Source organism: Oceanobacillus aidingensis (genome assembly GCF_042654105.1).
Lineage (GTDB): Bacteria > Bacillota > Bacilli > Bacillales > Amphibacillaceae > Oceanobacillus > Oceanobacillus oncorhynchi.
Genome location: NZ_JBHSFT010000012.1, coordinates 1 through 20,433, shown reverse-complemented (window position 1 = coordinate 20,433; position 20,433 = coordinate 1). Strand labels below are relative to the sequence as shown.

Below are 20,433 nucleotides of genomic sequence, written 5' to 3'. Positions count from 1 at the left end.
AAGGAGAGGGAATCTAACTTATTCATACGCTGGAAGCCAATCTCCATGTGCTTCAATCAAATCATCACATAATGAGATAATGTCATCCATAGATAATTCCGCGGATGTATGCGGATCCAGCATTGCAGCTTGATAGATTTTTTCTTTCTTTCTCGTTAACGCAGCTTCTACGGTTAATAATTGAGTATTGATATTCGTCCGGTTTAATGCAGCGAGCTGTTCCGGCAAATCACCTACATACGTTGGTGCAATCCCACTTGCATCTACTAAGCAAGGCACTTCCACAACTGCATTCTCTGGCAGGTTGCTGATCAAACGTCCTGTATTTAATACATTTCCGCCAATTTTAAATGGCTTGTCTGTCTCCATCGCTTCAATAATATAAGAGCCATATTCGCGAGAGCGCTCATGTGTCAGGTTTTGGTCGTTTACTAAGTCATCACGCATTTTTTTCCAATCTTCAATCTGATTCACACAACGGCGCGGATACTCGTCCAATGGAATGTTAAATTGTTCGATTAATTCAGGATATTGACTCTTAATAAAGTATGGATGATATTCGGCATTATGTTCAGAAGATTCTGTAATATAATAGCCGAATTTATCCATTAATTCAAAGCGAACCATATCATCATGCTTTTCTTTTTGCTTCTCTTTCGCACGTTTCTTAATTTCCGGATAGAGGTCTTCACCGTGCCGCGTGATTTCTAACAGCCAGGCCATATGATTGATACCGGCGATTTTCCATTGCACATCATCTGTCGGCATTTCTAAAGACTTCAGCAGCTCGCTCGCACAAACCTGTACGCTATGACAAAGTCCGACTGTTTTAATGCCTTCCTTCAGCATGATATTCGTTAGAACAGCCATCGGATTCGTATAATTAAGGAACCAGGCATCCGGGCAAACTTCTTTGATATCACGTGCAAATTCCTGCATGACAGGGATGGTTCTTAAGTTACGGAAGATACCTCCAATCCCTAAGGTGTCTGCAATGGTCTGACGCAATCCATATTTCTTCGGGATTTCGAAATCTGTGATGGTAGCAGGATCATAACCGCCTACCTGAATCGCATTAATGACATATTTTGCGTCGCGTAATGCTTCTTTACGATCCTGATACGCTTTTACCGTAACCGTAGCATTCAAGCTTTTCTTCAGGTTGTTTAACATCATTTCAGAATCTTGAAGCCGTTCTTCGTTTATATCAAATAAAGCAAATTCAAAATCCTGCAACGCATCGACTGTCATGCAGTCACCTAATACGTTCTTTGCGAAAACGGTACTTCCTGCACCTAAAAATGTAATTTTGGACATAAGCTATTTCCTCCTAAAGTAGAATCAAAATGTAATATGAGAATGTCTTTCTACTGAATACATAGTTGCTTTCTTTTTAGTAAATACTTTTACTGAAAAAGAGTAAAAAAGAAACAAGGTCTCTTTTTGAGTACGATTAAATTGCTATTGCTTATGTACATATTAATAGATGCATAAAGCGTTTTCAACCGTAAAATAAATTGAAAACGAGTAATATATTGCTCTTTGTTAATCGGTGAATAACTGGTTAACTGGCATGATATCTGTGTTTTGCCGGTAATTACTTGGGGTTTCTCCGATGGTTTGCTTAAAAACTTTACTAAAATAATTACTGGATGTATACCCGACTTCTTTTGCAATATCCTCGATACTTTTCTTTTCAGTAATCAATAAGTGAAGCGCCTTTTTCATTCTGATTTTTGTCAGGTAACGGATCGGCGTCTCATTTATAGACTTTACAAATTGGCGTGTGAAATAATATTTGGATAAGCCGGATACGCTGACGATTTCATCTAATGTAATATCTTCACTATAATGATTCTCTATAAATTCGATTGCCTTTGAGATAGAAGGAGGGATTGCTTTAGATTGCTGCTGGTTATATTCTAAGTATCCGAGAAATTCCATCAGAAAAGAATAGGCGCAGGAGGAAGCCTCGTAGCCATGAGAAATCCCTGCCGTTTCTATTCTCTTTAAGGTATTAAAAATATAATTAACGGGGCTTGAATGAATGGACAATTGGAATAAATGACCATGCTTTTTCGTTATTTGCTGATATAACTTCGCTGCCTCTGTACCAGTAATGGTAAAGAAAATAAATTCCCATTCCTCTGCATCAGCAGGGAGATAATACCGATGATCGCTCGGAACATCAATAAAGAAAGCATCTCCTTTTGTTAATTCATGCGTGGTACCCCCGATGGATATTGCACCGTTCCCATGCAGCGTATATTGAAAGATAATAATATCCTTTTCTCCTCTTTCCAGCCCATGCCAGCTGTAATCAGCGGGGTTTTGATGATGTTCGAAGCCAATCGCATGCAAATCTGCTACGTTATCTTGATAAGCTCTTTGAAAACGAAATCCATATGAGTTGTGGCTGATATCTTTATACAAGGAAATACCTCCTTCATTTTTTACATTGTAACATGGGTTATCTTACTGGAGGATGAGTGACTGACAAATCTCTTGTTCAGAGAAAAACGAAATAACTTATATCTATCTGCCAAGTAACTGGTGAAGATAGGTAATAAATGATGATAGCCTAATGAAAAAAGAACCCATTTCTGATAGGGTTAAGAGTATAACCAAACTATCGGTAAAAAGGATATGGATAAGAATTGTTTTATTTAATGCAGGAAAGGCAGGACTAAAGATGAAGGAGTTATTCAAATCAAGCAATTGGTTTTCGGGTCTTCAATGGCTCTTTTTTATCAAAAACAGGAGAGAAAACTCCCTCTTCAAGCGCGTAGAGGTAAGGGGGAGATGAATCTCCTATGCACAAAAGCTTGCTTCTGGGTGTCTCAATTATTTAATATCGAATCGAACAGATGTTCCAAAATCATCCTTCTTCTGATATAATAGACAGGAGGAGGTAAGGAATCATGAAAGTAAAAAAAGCATTTCGTTTTCGTATCTATCCGAACAAAAAGCAAATCACCTTCATCCATAAGACAATTGGCTGCTCCCGTTTTGTCTACAACTATTTTACAGGAAAACAAAAAGAAAAAGACCGCTATTGGCATACGGTGAATGAAATGGTACAAAACGGCCAGCTTCTTCAACATAATTGGAAGGGCGAATTTTTCAATAAAAATAAGGCAATCAAAGCGGTTCCAGAATTGAAGAAAGCGCATCCCTTTCTCAAAGAAGTTGATAGCATTGCTCTTCAAAAAGCCGTTGAAAACGTGAATGATTCCTATACGCGCTATTATAAGAAGCAGAATAAGGCACCTCGTTTTAAATCAAAAAAGAATCCTGTTCAATCGTATACCACGAAACATGTCAATGGAAACATTGCGGTATTGGATAAACATATCAAACTGCCTAAGCTCGGATTGGTTCGTTTTGCCAAAAGTCGGGAAGTGGAAGGACGTATTATCAATGCAACGATCCGGCGCAACCCTTCAGGCAAGTACTTTGTTTCGATTGTAGTTGAAACGGAAGTCAGGCACTATGAAAAGACAGGTTCCTCAGTAGGCATCGATGTTGGAATAACTGATTTTGCAACTCTTTCCAATGGGACAGTGTATGCAAACCCCAAATTTTTCCGGACATTAGAAAAGAAACTGGCAAAAGCGCAGGTGATTCTGTCTAGACGACAAATAGGCTCAGCAAATTGGCAGAAACAAAAAAGAAATATAGCCAAGATTCACGAAAAAATCGCTAATAAAAGAAAAGACATGTTAGATAAGATCTCCACCGAGATAGTCAAAAACCACGATATTATCGGGATAGAAGATTTGTCTGTAATAAACATGTTGAAAAATCATAATCTTGCAAAATCAATTAGCGATGTATCCTGGTCAGCGTTCCAAACGATGCTGGAATATAAAGCGGCCTGGTATGGAAAGCAGGTTGTTACGGTAGCTAAAAATTATCCATCCAGTCAGCTGTGTTCCAATTGCGGACACCAAAACCCAGACGTTAAAAATCTCGCTTTGCGTGCATGGACGTGTGATAGCTGTCAATGCCATCATCAAAGAGATATTAACGCAAGTAGGAATCTTCGCAAGGAAGCATTACGAATAACCGCAGGGACTGCGGGGGTAGCCTAATCCATAACTGACCAATGGGTTGGTGTTCTTAGGAATCTCCTGCTTCAAGCAACCTTTAAGGTTGATAAGTGGGAGTAGTTCAATTGGATGCCAATTAATCGGGATATTTTTAAAAGGTATGCTGGGCATTCCTTTTGGTAACGAAGCCGAAAATGCCCAAATCGATTTAGCTATTTCGCTGTTGTCTATTATGATTGCAATCATAGTGGCTATTATTAGTATTAAAGCTCCAGCAAGCATTAAACGCTACGGGTTATTAATCGGAATAGTTATTGGTTGGATTGCATTTAATCTCACTTTTGAGCAACAGGGAGCGGTTAGCCAAACTGCCTCATCGAGTATGGCATTATTCCCGCTGGGTAAACCAACGTGGGATACGGGTATTGTTATAACGACAGTGTTAGCTGGACTGCTGAATACAGCGAATACGTTTGGAGCGTTAAAAGGGACGGATAGTATCTATCGTGCAGAGACAAGCGATTCCCAATACCGTTCCTCATTTACGATAACAGGGATTTTTACCGGGCTGTCTGGGGTGCTTGAGCTTGTCCCGTATGCGCCGTATGTCTCTTCCATTGGTTTTTTGAATCAGACAGGGATTATTAGGCGGTTACCTTTTATTCTCGGCAGTTTCATGTTCTTCTTAATGGGCATTATTCCACCAATCGGGCACTTTTTTTCTATGCTGCCGTTGAGTATAGGCAGTGCAGTATTATTTGTTTCTTATTTACAGCTGTTCAATTCATCATTAAGTTTCTTTCGTCAGGTTGAATTTAATACGCTCAATATTTATCGGTCGGCTGTTCCCTTATTTGTCGGTATCATTATTATGACCTTCCCTGCTTCATATTTCGATACCTTGCCTGACTTTCTTCGTCCGTTGTTAAGCAGCGGGTTATTAGTAGGTATTATTTTAGCACTTATACTTGAGAATGGTTTTGATTGGAATCGCACATAAGGACAGGTTATAGATAAAGAAGCGGTGAATAAATCAATGGACGTTTTTTAAGGAGCTGTCGCTAACTGAATGGTTTGTATGGGAAGACAGCTCCTTTGTTTAAGAAAATAATGTTTACAAAAGCCATGTTTCTAGCGAACAGCATGGGATAGCAGCATAAACTATTCAACTTAATAGCTTATTCAGGAGGGATTTTAATGATAGAAATCCTATTTCCCAGGCACTTTCACACCAGGTATAAACCATTCTGACTTAAAAGTTATCATATAGATTTCCTTGTCGAAAAATGATATACTATCAAAAATAATGATAGGGGTTTCATTTTATTTCCGAGATTATCTCTTTATTTTTTCGGAATTTTAAATCAAATGTACATAGGAGCTGGAGAGGTTTCGGTGATGTGGAGGGGATAACATGCTTTCATCCAGACAAAAGAAAATTTTAGAACGGTTAATTGAAGAAGAAGCGTTTGTTTCCTTAGCTGACTTGAATAAAGCCTATCAGCTTTCGCCGCGGACGATTCGGCAGGATTTACTTGAAATCGAGACGTGGCTGATGGACATTGGCGCAGGGTTTAGCCTGGAGAGACATCGCAAGTATGGGGCACGGCTGATTTTAGGAGAGAAGCAGAAGCAGGTGCTTCAGGAGGCAATGTACAAGCAGAAGGATTATTTAAGTGCAGTGCAGCGCCGGCAAGATATGCAAAAGCTTCTATTACTAAATTCATCTATCCATGTGGAAGAATTATGTGAGGATTACCAGATTAGTATGAATACGCTCCAGAATGATTATAATCAGTTAAAGACGGAAATGGAAGATTATCATTTAATGCTGTCCAGAGAGAATAAACAAATTTCGCTGGTTGGGGAAGAGAACAATAAACGCATGTTATTTTTAGATTTTTTGAAAGAACAGTGGACAGAGGAAGAGATACTGGAGCTGTATGTAACAAGGCGAATCTCCGCTTCCATGAATGAAACGGATTTAGAAGATATGATTTCAGATGTGGATGTTCATGGGGTAGTATCTTGGATTGAGCAGGTAGAGGAGCTAAGCGGGATTGCTTTTATCGATGCGAGTAAATACGAGCTGTTTCTGAATTGCGCTGTTCAATGGAAAAGAATCCAGTCAGGGCAATTTATTGCAGACTTTGATAAAGATGATGAATTAAAAATCTTTGAGGATGAAAAGTTTACTGCAGTACGAGAACAGTTTAGGCGATTAATGGGCTTGGAAGATGCATCTCTTCAGCTCTCCAATGAATTAGCTTACATATCCATGCATCTGCTGGGGGCAAGGCGTTTAAGCGGGGAAGGAGATTATTGGCTGAAGTGCCAGTCACTATCGCGGGAGATTGTAGAGACCTTCGAGCAGGCGAACCGCTTTCGTTTAAGCAATCGGGAGAATATTATTATTGCCCTGTCGACGCATTTGCAATCAGCAATGTATCGCATGAAGTATCATATTCATATTGATAATCCTTATTTCGATAATCTGGAAAAAGAGTATCGTAAATATATTGAACAAGTAAAAGCGTTTATTGAAAAAAATCCGCATTGGGGTTTAACGACACTTCATAGACATGAGATTGGTTTTATTGTAGTACACTTATGTGCCGGATTAGAGCAGGAAGCGTTTCTGCCGAGTAAACGAATTGCGATTGTCTGCAGCTCCGGCCTCGGAACATCCAGACTGCTTGAACGGACAGTAAGAAGATTGTTCCCGCAAGTATTTATAACAGGGCAATTTTCCGTAAAAGAGGCGTATGGGCTGACAGATAAAGATGCCGATTTGATTGTTACAACAGTTCCATTTACCCAGCAGCTGCAAGTCAATCATGTGAAAGTAAATCCGTTATTGTCGATAGCTGATCAGCAAAATCTGGAGCGGATTATTGGAAGAGGAACCTATCAGGCAAACACCGAATTGCCGATTGTCGAGACAGTAATGACTATCTATCAGTCTGTTAAAAAGCACACGGTGGTGTTGAATGAGGGAGAATTGTTCAATGATTTATACAGGTATTTCAGCGGGAATCAAGGGGCAATGAGTTCGGAGGTTACTTCATTAACGGCGCCTTCGTGTATCCATTTAAGAGAAAAAGTCTCTGATTGGAGAGAAGTATTATCTATATTGAATCAATCTTTAGTAAAACAAGATGTCGTGGAGCATACATATGAAACGGAAGTGGCTCAAATCATCAATGAACAGGAGCATCATTTTATCGTGGCGCCAGGCGTTGCTTTTCCTCATTTGAGCAGTACAGCGATTAAGAAAACGGGTTTTGCTTTTATGACGTTGGAGGAACCGATTTCTTTCGGCGGAACAGAGGAAAAAGTATGGTGGATTATTTTGCTTGCTGCCAAAGATAAAATCCAGCATGTCACTGCAGTGGAGATGATGCTGGAGGTTGTTAATTCGAAGGAGTTATTAGACAAGCTGCGCCATGAAAGAAATATCGACGTGGTATGGAAATGGATGTTGGAGTATGAGGAGGGTAGCAAATGAAAAAAGTGCTAGTTGTTTGTTCAGGCGGTTTAGGGACAAGCCTTGTTTTAAAGCTTCAAGTAAAACAGCATTTTCATGAATGGGAATTAGATGACGTCATTGTGGAACAATCGGATGTAAGTGCCGCCTCCTTCATGAAAGCAGATTTGATTATCGGGGCAAAGCAGGTGGTACAGCATTTGCAGGTAAAAGAAACAGAAATTCTTGGACTTTCCTTTATTGCAGATAGAGCCTTAGTAAAAGAAAGCTTGGAAAATGCAAATACTGTGAAGCGGTGGCGTGAACGTGTATGAATATTTTTGAAAGTTTTACAAGGGGGTTTATCGGGGAGCCTGCGATTTTATTAGGAGCGATAACATGTATTGGGCTATTACTTGCCAGAGCAGGTTTTTTTCGGGTTCTCAGCGGAACCGTGAAAGTAATGGTAGGGGTGACATTGTTACAGATAGGAGCATCTGCTGCCAATGTGTCCCTTTCCAATTTAGCAGTGATGATTCAAGACAGCTTTAATATGATTGGCATGATTCCGCATAATGAAGCGATAACGGCATTAGTACAGATTAATTACGGAAGAGAAATTGCGATAACCATCTCGATTGGAATGGTCGGGCACCTATTAATAGCACGCTTTACAAGATTGAAGTATGTCTTTTTGTCAGGACATCAGGTCCTTTTTATGTCCGCAGTGATTGTTGCTGTTTTACATGCTTCGCAATATGGCTGGTGGCTGTATATTTTCGGCGGCTTCGTGTTAGCGCTGATGATGTCCTGCATGCCTGCGCTGGTTCAGCCGTTTGTCAAACGTGTGACAGGGGATGACTCGATTGCGATTGGTCATTTTAATAGTGTTGGCTACTATATGACAGGTATGTTAAGCACCAGTCTATTTAAAAGAAAAGAAGAAAAAGCAGATTTTCCGAAATTCATCCGAAAACTGGAGCCTTTTATGTATGATCATGTGCTGATCATTAGTATATTTTCATTTCTGCTCTTTTTTATTGCGGCTATTTTTGCGCAAAGAGATGCGATTCAATACTTGTTTAATGATCAAAATTTTATCATTTTTGTGATTGTGCAATCTTTGTGGTTTACAGCTGGAATGTACTGTATTCTGACCGGTGTACGGATGATGATTGCGGAAATTCTGCCGGCGTTTGAAGGAGTCTCAAGCAGATGGATCAAGGGCTCCGTTCCAGCGTTAGATGCGCCGGTATTATTTAATTACGCTCCATTAGCTGCAATGGTTGGATTTATCCTCAGCTTTTTGGGCGGACTTGGTGTAATGTTTGGCATGGCCGCAGTGCAGTATACGATTATTATTCCAGGCGTCATTCCGCATTTCTTCTCCGGCGGCGCTGCGGGAGTTATTGCATATAAGTTACGAGGAATCAAGGCGCTGGTTTGTATGAGTATCGTGCATGGGATGGTTATTACTATTTTGCCGATTCCGTTGTTAAGTTATTTGCGGGATTTAGGTTATACGCGAACGACATTTGGAGATACGGATTTGCAGTTGATTGGGATTTTGATTGGGTGGCTGGTGCAGTAATAACTGAATTTAATATGTCCTCTTCTATTAAGCAGAGAAAAATGATGAAAATTTCTAACCTGCATAATAAAAGAGGATTTTTTGTTTTGTATACCTTAAGGCATCTATTTTAAATTACATAGTCTATAGTAAATATTCAATACCAATTTACTGCCATTTAAAAAGGAAATTAATTACTATTGATAGTGTAAGCGTGTACATATAGAGTTATATACATAATATAAGGAAGTAATGAAAACAAGGGAGTTAATTTAATGGCTAGAGCGGAAGAGTGGATAGGTTATTGGAAGTAAAGGTATGAGGTAACTGAAGCTTCGGCTTTTAGCATAATCCTGTAGCAATAAACCATTTAATAGACTGCTATTCTAAACAAAGAATACATATTAAAACAATATTTAAAGAATATATAGGGAGGGGGGACGTAATGAGAAAAAGTATTTGGAGGTTATCTCTATTATTAATCGTAAGTATACTAGCCGCTTGTGGAAGTGACGATTCTAGTGATGAGCCAGATGATAAGTTAGAAGGTAAAATAACGGTTTATGCTGGTTCGGATGAAGAGCGTGCTATCGAAACAATGAACCTTTTTACAGAAGAAACAGGAATTGAAGTTGATATGGTTCGGTTGTCTGCTGGGGAAATTCTATCAAGAGTTCGTGCGGAAAGTGCGAACACGCAGGCAGATGTCTGGTTTGGCGGACCGGCAGAAACATTTGAAGTAGCTAAGGAAGAGGAATTGCTTGAACCATATGTATCGCCTACAGCGGAATATATCTCAGATGAATACAAGGACGATGAAGGATATTGGACTGGAATGTTAGTTAATCCTTTAGGTTTTGTAGTGAATCAAAATTTCTTAGATGCCAATGGACTAGAAGCACCTACAACTTGGGAAGATTTACTTGATCCAGCGTATGAAGGGGAAATCGTTATGCCTCATCCAGCTTCATCCGGTACGGCTTATACAATACTTTATAATATATTGCAGTACTTTGATAATGAAGAAGAGGCTTATGATTATTTGGAAGCATTGGATGGACAAGTACAACAATATACAACTAGCGGGGTCGCTCCGGCGAGGATGGTGGGAATGGAAGAAGCGGGAGCAGGGATCTTATTCTACTATAATTCTGTTAAAAGTATGGAAGAAGGATTTGATAATTTAGAGCCTACTGTGGTTGATGGAGCAGGATATGAATTATTTGCAGTAGCTAAGATTGCAGATGCTCCTAACCCTGAATTGGCTGAGGCATTTATTGACTGGGTATTAGGACCAGCAGGGCAAGAAGCAGCACAAGATTTTGGAAACTATAATAATGTAACCCATCCAGAAGCTGCGGATGCGGAACAAGCTATAGAACTTTCAGATTATCATTTAATAGATTTTGATTTAAGCGATGCGGCAGAATCACGTGATGAGATTATTCAAAAATGGGAGAATGAAATTTATGATCAATAGTCATATAAAGAAAATGTAAGTTAATCACTCAAAGACATTGCTTTATATCTTATTAGAAATTTTATCTGAATGTTTGATGCAATATTCATAAGCTAAAGTTCTACCATTTTAAACGGAAATAATTTGGTGTGGAGCGTTCCATGAAATGATTATAGTCTTAAGTATAGTAATAATTAGAAAAGAGCATAAGAATTCATCTATCTTTTAGAGGAAGGAACTAAAAAAGGAGGCCAAAATGAGCTACCGTGCAATTTTTTTAGATATTGATGGAACGATTATAAAGCCAGACCACACTTACGATGCTTCAACCAAGGAAGCCATTCGGCAAGCAAAAGCAGCAGGTATAGAAGTATTTCTATGTACTGGCAGACCTTTAATGGATATTGTTAATTTGACAAATGACTTTGGAATCACCTCATCGATTACTTATAATGGATCCTATGCAATGCACGAGAATGAAATGATTTTTAAAGCTGCGATGCGTAAAGAGGATGTCGAGAGAATGATTTCTATCTCCTGCCAAGGAGAAAGTGAACTTGCGCTTTATACCACAGAAAATAATTATTTTACTTCTCTAAAGGATGCACACGTTATTTATTTTAGTAAAGTTTCGCAAATGAAGGAATTTAAACTGTTTACAGAAGATGTTGCTGATCAGATTGTAGCTGCGACGGCAATCAATGTGTTTGACAGCAAAGGAGATTTTAGTTTAATAGAAGGTTATCAGCTGTCTAAAGTTAATATCAAACATTCTACAGAGTCCTATGATCTAATTCGTACTTCCGTGAATAAAGGAGAAGCAGTTAAAAAAATGATAGCACATTTGAATCTATCACCTTCTGAAGTGATTGCTTTTGGTGATGGAATGAATGATAAGGAAATGCTGCAATTTGCTGGAGCAGGCGTGGCAATGGGAAATGCGGACTCGATGCTTGTTCCATATGCAGATTTTCAAACAACAACCGTTGAGGAGAATGGCATTTTTAACGGACTGAAGAAGCTTGGAGTTGTGAATTAAAGTAAAGAAAATGAAAGAAAGGAATTCATCGTATGAAAACTACAAAAAAGATAATACCGCTATTTTTATTTTTAGGATTGATTCTTGCTGCATGTGGTTCTGATGATACAGAAGAAACAGGTGGAGCAGAAAACGATGGTACATTGACTGTTTATGTCGGTCTCGAAGAAGAGCATGCCATTGCGTCAATTAATCAATTTACAGAGGATACAGGAATTGATGTTGATATGGTTCGTATGTCTACAGGAGAAATATTGGCTAAAATTCGCTCTGAGCAGCAAAATCCACAGGCAGATATTTGGTACGGCGGTCCAGCAGATACATTTGTTGCTGCGAAAGAAGAGGATTTACTTCAGCCATATCAATCCCCAGAGGCAGAAGCAATCCCTGAAGAATACCGGGATGAAGAAGGATATTGGACAGGGATTTATTTAGGACTTATTGGTTTTGCGACAAGCCAGGACTTTTTAGATGAACATAACTTGGAGGCACCTGCAAGCTGGGATGACTTATTAGATCCAGCATATAAAGATATGGTAGTCGTTGCTCATCCAGGTTCTTCAGGTACGGCGTATACGGCACTTTATTCTATTCTTCGTGCTAAAGGCAGTGATGATGCTGGTTTTGACTATTTGAAAGAGCTGGATGGTCAGGTTCAGCAGTATACAACGAGCGGTTCAGCTCCAGGGAGAATGGTAGGGATGAATGAAGTAGGAGCTGGAATTCTATTCTCACATAATATCATTAAGTTCCAAAAAGAAGGCTTTGATAATATCGTATTAAGTTTTCCAGAAGAAGGAACAGGGTATGAGGTTGGCGGCGTCGGGATTATTAACGGTACTCCAAATGAAGAATTAGCGCAAGAATTTATTGATTGGGCTGTAAGTGCGAATGCACAGGAAGTGGGTCAGGAAGCAAATGCATTTAATAATTTAACTCATCCAGATGCTGTAGAGCCAGAGGAAGCAGCTGACTTGGAAGAAATTGAATTAATTGATTCAGATCCAATCGAGGCAGGAGAACGTCGTCAGGAAATTCTTGATCGTTGGGAAGATGAAGTGAATAATTAAAACAAATCATAGTTCTATGTGAGTAAGGTCGAATGGTTCAACATTCTTATTTTAGAATTTGGACTTATTCGGCTTTTTTGTTGATGTTATTGGACATTATCTAATAGATGAAGCGTATGTATTTCCATCTTTCCACCTAATTTTTAGTGGATGAAGTTAGACAACGATTATACACAAACAGATTATAATGACATGTTTTATATTACTATACCAATTCTATGCCATTTCAAAAGGAGAATATTTGGTGTTGTTTATGTAAACGCATACAAATAAACTGAAAACATAAAAAGGGGGAGAATAACTTTGAAGAAATTGATGCAATTAATACTAATACTATTCGTTGTTTTTCTACTTGTTGCATGTGGGTCAAACGATTCAAATCAAGCTGACGGAGCAGATGAAGGGGATAGTCCAAGTGGAACGTTAACGGTTTATTCGGCTTTCAATGAGGATCATGCAATAGCGGCAATGGAGAGATTTCAAGAAGAAACAGGAATTAATGTTGATATGGTTCGTCTGTCGGCTGGAGAAATTTTAGCAAAGGTGCGTGCGGAAAAAGATAATCCGCAAGCAGATATTTGGTTTGGAGGACCAGCAGATACATTCGAAGCTGCAAAGACAGAAGATCTCCTACATTCATACCATTCAGAGGTTGCTGAAGATATTTCAGAAGAATACAAAGACCCAGAGGGAGATTGGACAGGGATATATGTTGGTGCTATCGGTTTTGCGACAAACCAGAATTTTTTAGATGAAAATAATTTGGAAGCACCGACAAGTTGGGATGATTTATTGGATCCCGCATACAACAATGAAATTGTCATGGCGCACCCAAGCTCTTCAGGGACTGCTTATACAGCGTTGTATTCCACGCTTCGTGCAAAAGGTGGAGATGAAGAAGGCTTTGCATATTTGGAGGAACTTCACCCACAGATTCAGCAATATACAACCAGTGGTTCAGCTCCAGGAAGAATGGTTGGCTTAAATGAAGTTGGTGCAGGAATTTTGTTTGCTCACGACATTATAAAGTTTCAGCAAGAAGGTTTTGATGACATTGTTCTTTCCTTTCCAGAAGAAGGAACAGGATTTGAAGTAGGAGCGGTTGCTATTATTGAAGGAGCTCCAAATGAAGAACTTGCACAAGAATTTATTGATTGGGCAGCTGGAGTAAGCGCACAAGAAGTCGGGCATGAGGCAAATAGCTTTCAGAGTTTAACTCACCCAGATGCAACGCCGCCTGAAGGAACACCTGATTTAGATGAGATTAATTTAATCGATTCAGATCCAAAAGAGGCTGGAGAGCGTCGTCAAGAGATTCTAGACCGTTGGGATAATGAAGTGAATAATTAAAATATAAAATAGCACAAATAATGATAAAAAAAGTATAAACGAAGAATCTATTTAAAAGTCACATCATTATAGAAGAAAAAATAAAAAAGAGAAAGCCAAAATATTTCAGAATCTTTAATAGAATTTGAAGTAGTTCGGCTTTCTTTTTGCCTAAAATATCACTATTTAACTTTAATATATTTCATAAAATATGAATCATACATGTATTTCCACCATACCAATTCTATACCGCTTCAAAAGGAATTCATTTGGTGTTGAATATGGAAGCGTATACAAATAAACTTAAGACATAAGAAAAAAGGAGGTAGTAACATTGAAGAAATCTATAAAATTATTATTTATATTATTAGTTGTTTTTCTGCTTGCCGCATGCGGATCAAATGATTCAGATGGAGCAGACGGGGAAGATAGTCCAAGCGGAACGTTAACAGTTTATGTTGGATTCCAAGAAGATCATGCGATTGCTGCGGTTGATAGGTTCCAACAGGATACAGGAATTGATGTCGATATGGTTCGTATGTCAGCTGGAGAAATCTTGGCAAAGGTACGTGCGGAAAAAGATAATCCACAGGCAGATATCTGGTATGGCGGTCCTGCAGATACATTTGAAGCTGCTAAAACGGAAGACTTATTACATCCGTATGACTCACCGGTAGCAGCAGATATTCCAGAGGAGTATAAAGATCCAGATCATTATTGGACAGGAGTTTATGTAGGTGCAATTGGTTTTGCAACAAATCAGAACTTCCTGGATGATAATGGTCTGGAAGCACCGACAAGCTGGGAGGATCTGTTAGACCCTGCTTATCAAAACCAAATAGTAATGGCGCATCCAAGTTCATCAGGTACAGCTTATACTGCATTATATTCCATTCTTCGTGCGAAAGGCGGAGATGAGGAAGGATTTGAATACTTAAAAGAACTTCACCCACAAGTTCAGCAATATACGACTAGTGGCTCTGCACCAGGTAGAATGGTTGGACTAAATGAAGTAGGAGCAGGAATTCTATTTGCACATGATATTGTTAAATATCAAGAAGAAGGATTTGACGATATTGTTCTTTCCTTCCCGGATGATGGTACAGGGTTTGAAATTGGAGGAGTCGGCATTATTGAAGGAGCTCCAAATGAAGAGCTGGCGCAAGAGTTTATCGATTGGGCTGCAGGTCCGGGAGCACAAGAAGTTGGACAAGAAACAAATAATTTCCAGAGTCTTACACATCCCGACGCAACTCCGCCTGAAGGGGCACCGAATTTAGATGAAATTAATCTATTAGATTCAGACCCGAAAGAGGCTGGGGAACGCCGTCAGGAAATTCTTGACCGCTGGGATAATGAAGTAAATAACTAGAGTCAGAGAACGTTGAAAAAAGGAGCCTCATCAGCTCCCTTTTTTAACATAAAAGGAGTGAAAGCTTTCTATGAAGGAAAATATACGTAAATTAGTCAAGCAGCCATTACTTCTTATATTAGTTGTATTGATTATGCTGACACTAATCATTTTTATTGCTTTTCCGATGTTTCAAATTTTTCTATCTAGTTTCCTCTCAAATGGAGAAATTAATTGGCAAGGTTATGAAAGGGTTTTTGCTGGAGGGCAGTTAACTAGTGCTTTAACGAATTCACTAGTATTAGCCATCATTGTTTCCATTTTATCAACAGCTATTGCTTATTTCTTTGCCTATACTTTCGCTTATATTGAAGTACCGTTTAAAAAAATATTTAACGGGATTGCTATTTTACCGGTTATTTCACCTCCGTTCGTTATTGCTCTATCAGCAATTTTACTGTTCGGAAGAGGCGGGTTTATTTCGGAAACATTATTAGGGATAGAAAATGCGAATATTTATGGCTTGCATGGTCTTATCCTAGTACAGACATTAACTTATTTCCCAGTTGCTTTCTTAGTATTGGCTGGATTGTTACGATCCATCAGCCCATCTCTAGAAGAAGCAAGTGATAATCTTGGTTCTACAAAATGGCAGACATTTAAAAAAGTTACATTACCTTTATCTGTACCGGGAATCGGAAATGCTTTTCTACTTGTATTCATTCAATCTATGGCGGATTTTGGTAATCCGATGACAATTGGTGGAGACTATAACACCGTTGCAAGAGAAATTTATATGCAGGCAGTAGGAAGTTATAATATGCAAGCTGGAGCTGCTTTGGCAATGGTTCTGCTGACAGTAACGGTTATCCTTTATGCAGTTCAAAAATTCTGGGTTGGAAAGAAGAGTTACGTTACGGTTACTGGAAAACCAACCTCAGCCAGGAAGATGGTTTCAAAAGGTGTCTTCCGGAGAATAATGATTGGGATTTGTTATGGTTTATCGGCAACCGTTATCTTATTTTACATTTTAGTTCCAATTGGTTCGTTTATTCAACTATGGGGTGTAAATTACAGCTTTACGTTAGACCATTATAGCTATGTATTTTCCATTGGGCAAAAAGCAGTAGTAGACACATTACAGCTATCGATTATTGCCACTCCAATTGGCGGATTATTTGCAATGATTCTTGCCTTCTTAATTGTTCGAAAAAGATTTGCGGGAAAGAAATTAATGGAAGGTATCAGCATGCTTTCGATAGCAATTCCAGGAACAGTAATTGGTATCTCTTACATTTTAGCATTTAACCAAGCTCCTTTGGCAATTACGGGGACAGCATTAATTATTATCGCTGCATTTATTGTTCGTGCGATGCCGGTGGGGATCAGGTCCGGAATTACTTCTCTCCAGCAGATAGACCCTTCCATTGAAGAAGCGGCAACGAACCTGGGAGCGAGCGGTTCCAAAACATTCTTTTCGATTGTACTGCCTTTGATTCGACCAGCATTTTTCAGTTCATTAGTATACACTTTCGTAAAAAGTATGACAGCGATGAGTGCTGTAATCTTCCTTGTTTCGGCAAGATATAATCTGATTACTGCTTCTATACTGGCACAGGTAGAATCGGGAAGAATTGGTGTTGCGAGTGCTTATTGTACATTACTAATTATCTTAATGATTGCAGCAATGTTAGTTTTAAATGGCTTAACTGCTTTATTTACAGGTAAGTGGAAATTAAGAAAAGACAAACAAACAGGTGCAGAAATTATTTCAAAAGACGCTGCTAATGCAGATTCTGTGAATGCTGCCTAAATACTTGGAGGGATAATACATGTCAGCAAAATCCGTAAAGTTAGAAAATGTAACCAAACAATTTACCGATGATGAAGGAAAAGTAATGACAGCTGTTAAGGAAGTCAGTTTGCATATTGAAAAAGGAGAATTTGCAACACTACTAGGTCCTTCCGGGTGTGGAAAGACAACCACATTGCGTATGATTGCCGGGTTTGAGGAATTATCGAACGGTGCAATTATGTTTGGTGAGGATAACGTTCAAAATATACCTGCAAATAAAAGAGACTGTACGATGGTATTCCAATCATATGCATTGTTTCCGCATATGTCTGTATATGAAAATATTTGCTATGGACTAAAACTGAAAAAGTTAAGTAAAAGTGAAATTGAAAAACGAGTGACACCTATAATGGATATTATGAACTTACATGTAAATAAAAACAGAATGCCAAACCAATTGTCTGGCGGTCAACAGCAGCGTGTTGCGCTTGCCCGGGCGTTGGTAATGGAGCCTGGAGTGCTGCTTTTCGATGAACCATTATCCAATTTAGATGCGAAACTTCGGATTACGATGCGTGATGAAATTCGCCGTATTCAGAAAGAACTTGGTATTACAGCAATTTATGTAACACATGATCAAAGTGAGGCGATGAGTTTGAGTGATCGTATTGTTGTTATGAATGAGGGTCGTATTGAACAAGTAGGACCACCGATGGAAATTTATCAAAAGCCAAAAACAAAATTTGTTTCTGATTTTATTGGTACGGCAAACTTTTTAGGAGGGGTTGTAGATAAGAAAGATTCGGATCGTCTCTTTGTAAAAACGAAACAAACCACCATCGAAGTTTTACAAAAGGATGCAGATACATTTCATGAAGGACAATCTGTTTCTGTTGTTGTTCGTCCAGAGGCAATCAATCTCAGTAAGGAAGGAACAGAGTCTGCGAAAGTTCTAAAGAGTGTGTTTATGGGACAGATACAAGAATATGAGCTAGATTTTAATGGTATTCAATTGTATGCGGTTGTTGCAGATCCAGGAGGGAAAGAAGTTTATTATGACGGCGATAGTGTGAACCTGACATTTTCACAACGCTCGTTGCATGTTGTACCAGCATAAGGTTAAATAGAAGGAGGGGGGAATTGCTATGCGAAAAATAACAATGCTATTGTTCGTAGTCCTTCTCCTTCTTTCTGGTTGCAGCAAGGCTGGGCAAAAAGAAGTATTACAGGTTTATACTGGAATGGATACAGCTTATATGATCCGAATTGCAGAGCAGTTTGAACGGGATACGGGTATCCATATTTCTTTTCAAAGAAAAAGTAATCTTGAAATTCTTCAATCATTGGAGAATGGAGAAGAGGAATTTGATATTTGGTATGGGGGATCGTCTTTTTTAATGGAAGAGGCGAAACAGCAAGGACTCTTGGAACCATATATTTCGGACTATAGAGAAGAAATTGACGAAATATATAAGGATGAAGAAGGGTATTGGACTGGAATTAGTGTAGGGGTCTTGGCCATTGTAACCAATCGTCAATGGCATGTGGAACAAGGGGTAAGTAACCCGCAGCGGTGGAGTGATCTGCAACGGGTAGAATATAAGAACTGGCTGACATTGCCAAATCCAGAATCAACAGAAGCAGGGTACCTTACGATTGCTCTCTTTGATGAATTATATGGAGATTTGCGAACAAGAAGTGTGCTGCAAAATATCAATCAAAATGTAACTGATTACACTTTGGCAGAAGATTCAACTGGAAGGTTTATAGGTTATAAGGAAAGTGCTGCAACGATTATGTTTGCTCACGATGCCATGCGCCTGAAGAATGAGGGATTTAATGAGTTGAATATTATCTACCCGACAGAACCGACAACGTATGAAGTCGAAGCCATCGCTATGACGACAGATGCCCAAAACCAAGAGGCTGCACAGGAGTTTATCGATTGGTCATTAACAAAGGAAGCACAGGAAATAGGACAAAGAATAGGAAATTATCATATGCTGACCAATGTGAATGCAGTAAATCCGCCACAGTCCGTATCGTTGGATGAATTATTGATTATACCTGTTGATGAGGAAGAAGCAGTGGAAAGCCGATCAAATTTAATTTCTGATTTTAAAGAAGTTATCCAATTTAGAGAGTAAGGGGGAAGATGCGAAGTGACAAATATAATTTTTGATTTACATACGCACCATGATAGGTGCGGGCATGCAGAAGGAAAAATAGAGGATTACATTAAGGCTGCAATAGATCGTGGTTTACATTATATTGGAATCTCAGATCACTCTCCTTATTTTTATTCGAAGGAAGATCAGCTATATCCGGGAATTGCAATGGCGAAGAGCGAACTGGATGAATACGTAAATGAAGTGTTGACGCTGAAAGAAAAATATAAGAATAAAATTCATGTGCTGCTTGGAATGGAGAGTGATTACTTTCCTGAATATGCAGATATGTATAGAAGCATTTATCAAAAATACCCATTTGATTATATCATTGGCTCTGTCCATCATGTTCACGATAAAAGTATTTTTCAAAAAGGCAGATGGGATTATTTAACAGAGGGAGAACGTCTCGAGGAAAAAGAAACCTACTACCATTCGATTCAGCAATCTGCCAAAAGCGGTATGTTTCAAGTCTTGGGACATATTGATGCGATGAAAGGATATTTATTAGATTTTCATGATGTCAAAACATCAGTGATAGAAGAAACATTAAAAGTCATTGCAGATGAAGGTGTTGCTATTGAAGTGAATACATCCGGTAAAAATAAGGATTGCGGCGGATGGTATCCTTCCCATGAAATATTAGAAAGGGCATGCCATTACGGTGTAGATATATCTTTTGGTTCAGATTCTCACGTACCTTCCAGAGTAGGGGATGATTACTTAGAAGTACAGGAAACTTTAAAACAAATTGGCTTTCAGGAAATGGTGTATTTTGTTAACAAGAAAAGATATACGGTGTCACTTTAATTGTGTGGAGTATGAAGAAACCCCCGCATACGCTCATTCTTTAGCGGATGCGGTTTTTTCTAAAATTAGGATGTTATCGTTCAAGAATATAAGATAACCTATTCAATCTGTTTGATGAAGATAAAAATAAAATAGTCTATATAAATTGAAGTAAGAAATTACACTTTTGTTTTCTTATAAAAATGACAAAATGATGATTGAAAACAGTAACTAGCGGAAGAAAAACACGGAGACTCCTGGAGCGACCGAGCATAGGTCGTGATATATAGCGGGTGGGATTCCCGCCGAGAAAGAACTAGCCATTCACTCGTAGCGAGTCTTGGA

Annotated in this window: 16 protein-coding genes; 14 read left to right on the top strand and 2 right to left on the bottom strand. The window is 38.8% G+C overall.

Annotated elements, in window-relative coordinates; translation table 11 throughout:
- Positions 1–18 precede the first annotated feature (18 nt).
- Both melA and ACFO3P_RS08575 read right to left on the bottom strand, forming a co-directional pair.
- Positions 19–1,317: an alpha-glucosidase/alpha-galactosidase gene (gene melA, locus ACFO3P_RS08580; RefSeq protein WP_289584737.1), complete on the bottom strand. Its 1,299-nt coding sequence runs from the start codon at positions 1,315–1,317 to the stop codon at positions 19–21.
- 228 nt (positions 1,318–1,545) lie between these two features.
- Positions 1,546–2,433, bottom strand: a complete 888-nt coding sequence (locus tag ACFO3P_RS08575; RefSeq protein ID WP_289584738.1) for an AraC family transcriptional regulator — start codon at positions 2,431–2,433, stop codon at positions 1,546–1,548.
- 488 nt (positions 2,434–2,921) lie between these two features.
- Between ACFO3P_RS08575 and tnpB the strand changes: the two genes are divergently transcribed.
- The 14 genes from tnpB to ACFO3P_RS08505 all read left to right on the top strand — a co-directional run bounded on the left by tnpB (position 2,922) and on the right by ACFO3P_RS08505 (position 20,109).
- Positions 2,922–4,094, top strand: a complete 1,173-nt coding sequence (gene tnpB / locus ACFO3P_RS08570) for an IS200/IS605 family element RNA-guided endonuclease TnpB (protein WP_042531654.1) — start codon at positions 2,922–2,924, stop codon at positions 4,092–4,094.
- 22 nt (positions 4,095–4,116) lie between these two features.
- Complete coding sequence (locus ACFO3P_RS08565) at positions 4,117–5,052, top strand: purine/pyrimidine permease (protein ID WP_276325299.1); 936 nt, start codon at positions 4,117–4,119, stop codon at positions 5,050–5,052.
- A 414-nt stretch (positions 5,053–5,466) separates the two neighbouring features.
- Positions 5,467–7,560, top strand: coding sequence for a BglG family transcription antiterminator (locus ACFO3P_RS08560; RefSeq protein ID WP_042531656.1), 2,094 nt, complete (start codon positions 5,467–5,469; stop codon positions 7,558–7,560).
- Positions 7,557–7,853 (top strand): PTS sugar transporter subunit IIB, encoded by a 297-nt coding sequence (locus tag ACFO3P_RS08555; protein ID WP_042531658.1) that lies wholly within the window; start codon positions 7,557–7,559, stop codon positions 7,851–7,853. The genes ACFO3P_RS08560 and ACFO3P_RS08555 overlap by 4 nt, the downstream gene beginning before the upstream one ends.
- Positions 7,850–9,109 carry a PTS ascorbate transporter subunit IIC gene (locus ACFO3P_RS08550; RefSeq protein ID WP_052484965.1) on the top strand — a complete coding sequence of 420 codons (1,260 nt, stop codon included), beginning with the start codon at positions 7,850–7,852 and terminating at the stop codon, positions 9,107–9,109. Before ACFO3P_RS08555 ends, ACFO3P_RS08550 begins: the two co-directional genes overlap by 4 nt.
- A 424-nt stretch (positions 9,110–9,533) precedes the next feature.
- The gene (locus ACFO3P_RS08545) at positions 9,534–10,568 is read left to right on the top strand and encodes an ABC transporter substrate-binding protein (RefSeq protein WP_042531660.1); all 1,035 of its coding nucleotides are present in this window, start codon (positions 9,534–9,536) and stop codon (positions 10,566–10,568) included.
- 235 nt (positions 10,569–10,803) lie between these two features.
- On the top strand, positions 10,804–11,586 hold the full coding sequence (locus tag ACFO3P_RS08540; protein WP_289584739.1) for an HAD family hydrolase: 783 nt from the start codon (positions 10,804–10,806) through the stop codon (positions 11,584–11,586).
- 32 nt (positions 11,587–11,618) lie between these two features.
- Positions 11,619–12,656 (top strand): ABC transporter substrate-binding protein, encoded by a 1,038-nt coding sequence (locus tag ACFO3P_RS08535; protein ID WP_289584740.1) that lies wholly within the window; start codon positions 11,619–11,621, stop codon positions 12,654–12,656.
- Between the two features lie 303 nt (positions 12,657–12,959).
- The gene (locus tag ACFO3P_RS08530) at positions 12,960–14,006 is read left to right on the top strand and encodes an ABC transporter substrate-binding protein (RefSeq protein WP_042531666.1); all 1,047 of its coding nucleotides are present in this window, start codon (positions 12,960–12,962) and stop codon (positions 14,004–14,006) included.
- Between the two features lie 313 nt (positions 14,007–14,319).
- Entirely contained in the window at positions 14,320–15,357 is a 1,038-nt protein-coding gene (locus ACFO3P_RS08525; RefSeq protein WP_289584741.1) for an ABC transporter substrate-binding protein, read from the top strand.
- Between the two features lie 70 nt (positions 15,358–15,427).
- A complete protein-coding gene (locus ACFO3P_RS08520) occupies positions 15,428–17,149 on the top strand; it encodes an ABC transporter permease (protein WP_084612905.1) in 1,722 nt (573 codons plus the stop codon).
- A 19-nt stretch (positions 17,150–17,168) separates the two neighbouring features.
- On the top strand, positions 17,169–18,248 hold the full coding sequence (locus tag ACFO3P_RS08515) for an ABC transporter ATP-binding protein (protein ID WP_042531670.1): 1,080 nt from the start codon (positions 17,169–17,171) through the stop codon (positions 18,246–18,248).
- A gap of 28 nt (positions 18,249–18,276) precedes the next feature.
- Positions 18,277–19,278 carry an extracellular solute-binding protein gene (locus tag ACFO3P_RS08510; protein ID WP_042531672.1) on the top strand — a complete coding sequence of 334 codons (1,002 nt, stop codon included), beginning with the start codon at positions 18,277–18,279 and terminating at the stop codon, positions 19,276–19,278.
- A 24-nt stretch (positions 19,279–19,302) separates the two neighbouring features.
- Entirely contained in the window at positions 19,303–20,109 is an 807-nt protein-coding gene (locus tag ACFO3P_RS08505; protein WP_042535964.1) for a histidinol-phosphatase, read from the top strand.
- Positions 20,110–20,433 lie beyond the last annotated feature (324 nt).

Bases quoted from the DNA above. Each gene is read 5' to 3' on its own strand.
- melA (WP_289584737.1), bottom strand. From the start codon at position 1,317: ATGTCCAAAATTACATTTTTAGGTGCAGGAAGTACCGTTTTCGCAAAG.
- tnpB (WP_042531654.1), top strand. From the start codon at position 2,922: ATGAAAGTAAAAAAAGCATTTCGTTTTCGTATCTATCCGAACAAAAAG.
- ACFO3P_RS08560 (WP_042531656.1), top strand. From the start codon at position 5,467: ATGCTTTCATCCAGACAAAAGAAAATTTTAGAACGGTTAATTGAAGAA.
- ACFO3P_RS08555 (WP_042531658.1), top strand. From the start codon at position 7,557: ATGAAAAAAGTGCTAGTTGTTTGTTCAGGCGGTTTAGGGACAAGCCTT.
- ACFO3P_RS08550 (WP_052484965.1), top strand. From the start codon at position 7,850: ATGAATATTTTTGAAAGTTTTACAAGGGGGTTTATCGGGGAGCCTGCG.
- ACFO3P_RS08545 (WP_042531660.1), top strand. From the start codon at position 9,534: ATGAGAAAAAGTATTTGGAGGTTATCTCTATTATTAATCGTAAGTATA.
- ACFO3P_RS08540 (WP_289584739.1), top strand. From the start codon at position 10,804: ATGAGCTACCGTGCAATTTTTTTAGATATTGATGGAACGATTATAAAG.
- ACFO3P_RS08535 (WP_289584740.1), top strand. From the start codon at position 11,619: ATGAAAACTACAAAAAAGATAATACCGCTATTTTTATTTTTAGGATTG.
- ACFO3P_RS08520 (WP_084612905.1), top strand. From the start codon at position 15,428: ATGAAGGAAAATATACGTAAATTAGTCAAGCAGCCATTACTTCTTATA.
- ACFO3P_RS08515 (WP_042531670.1), top strand. From the start codon at position 17,169: ATGTCAGCAAAATCCGTAAAGTTAGAAAATGTAACCAAACAATTTACC.
- ACFO3P_RS08510 (WP_042531672.1), top strand. From the start codon at position 18,277: ATGCGAAAAATAACAATGCTATTGTTCGTAGTCCTTCTCCTTCTTTCT.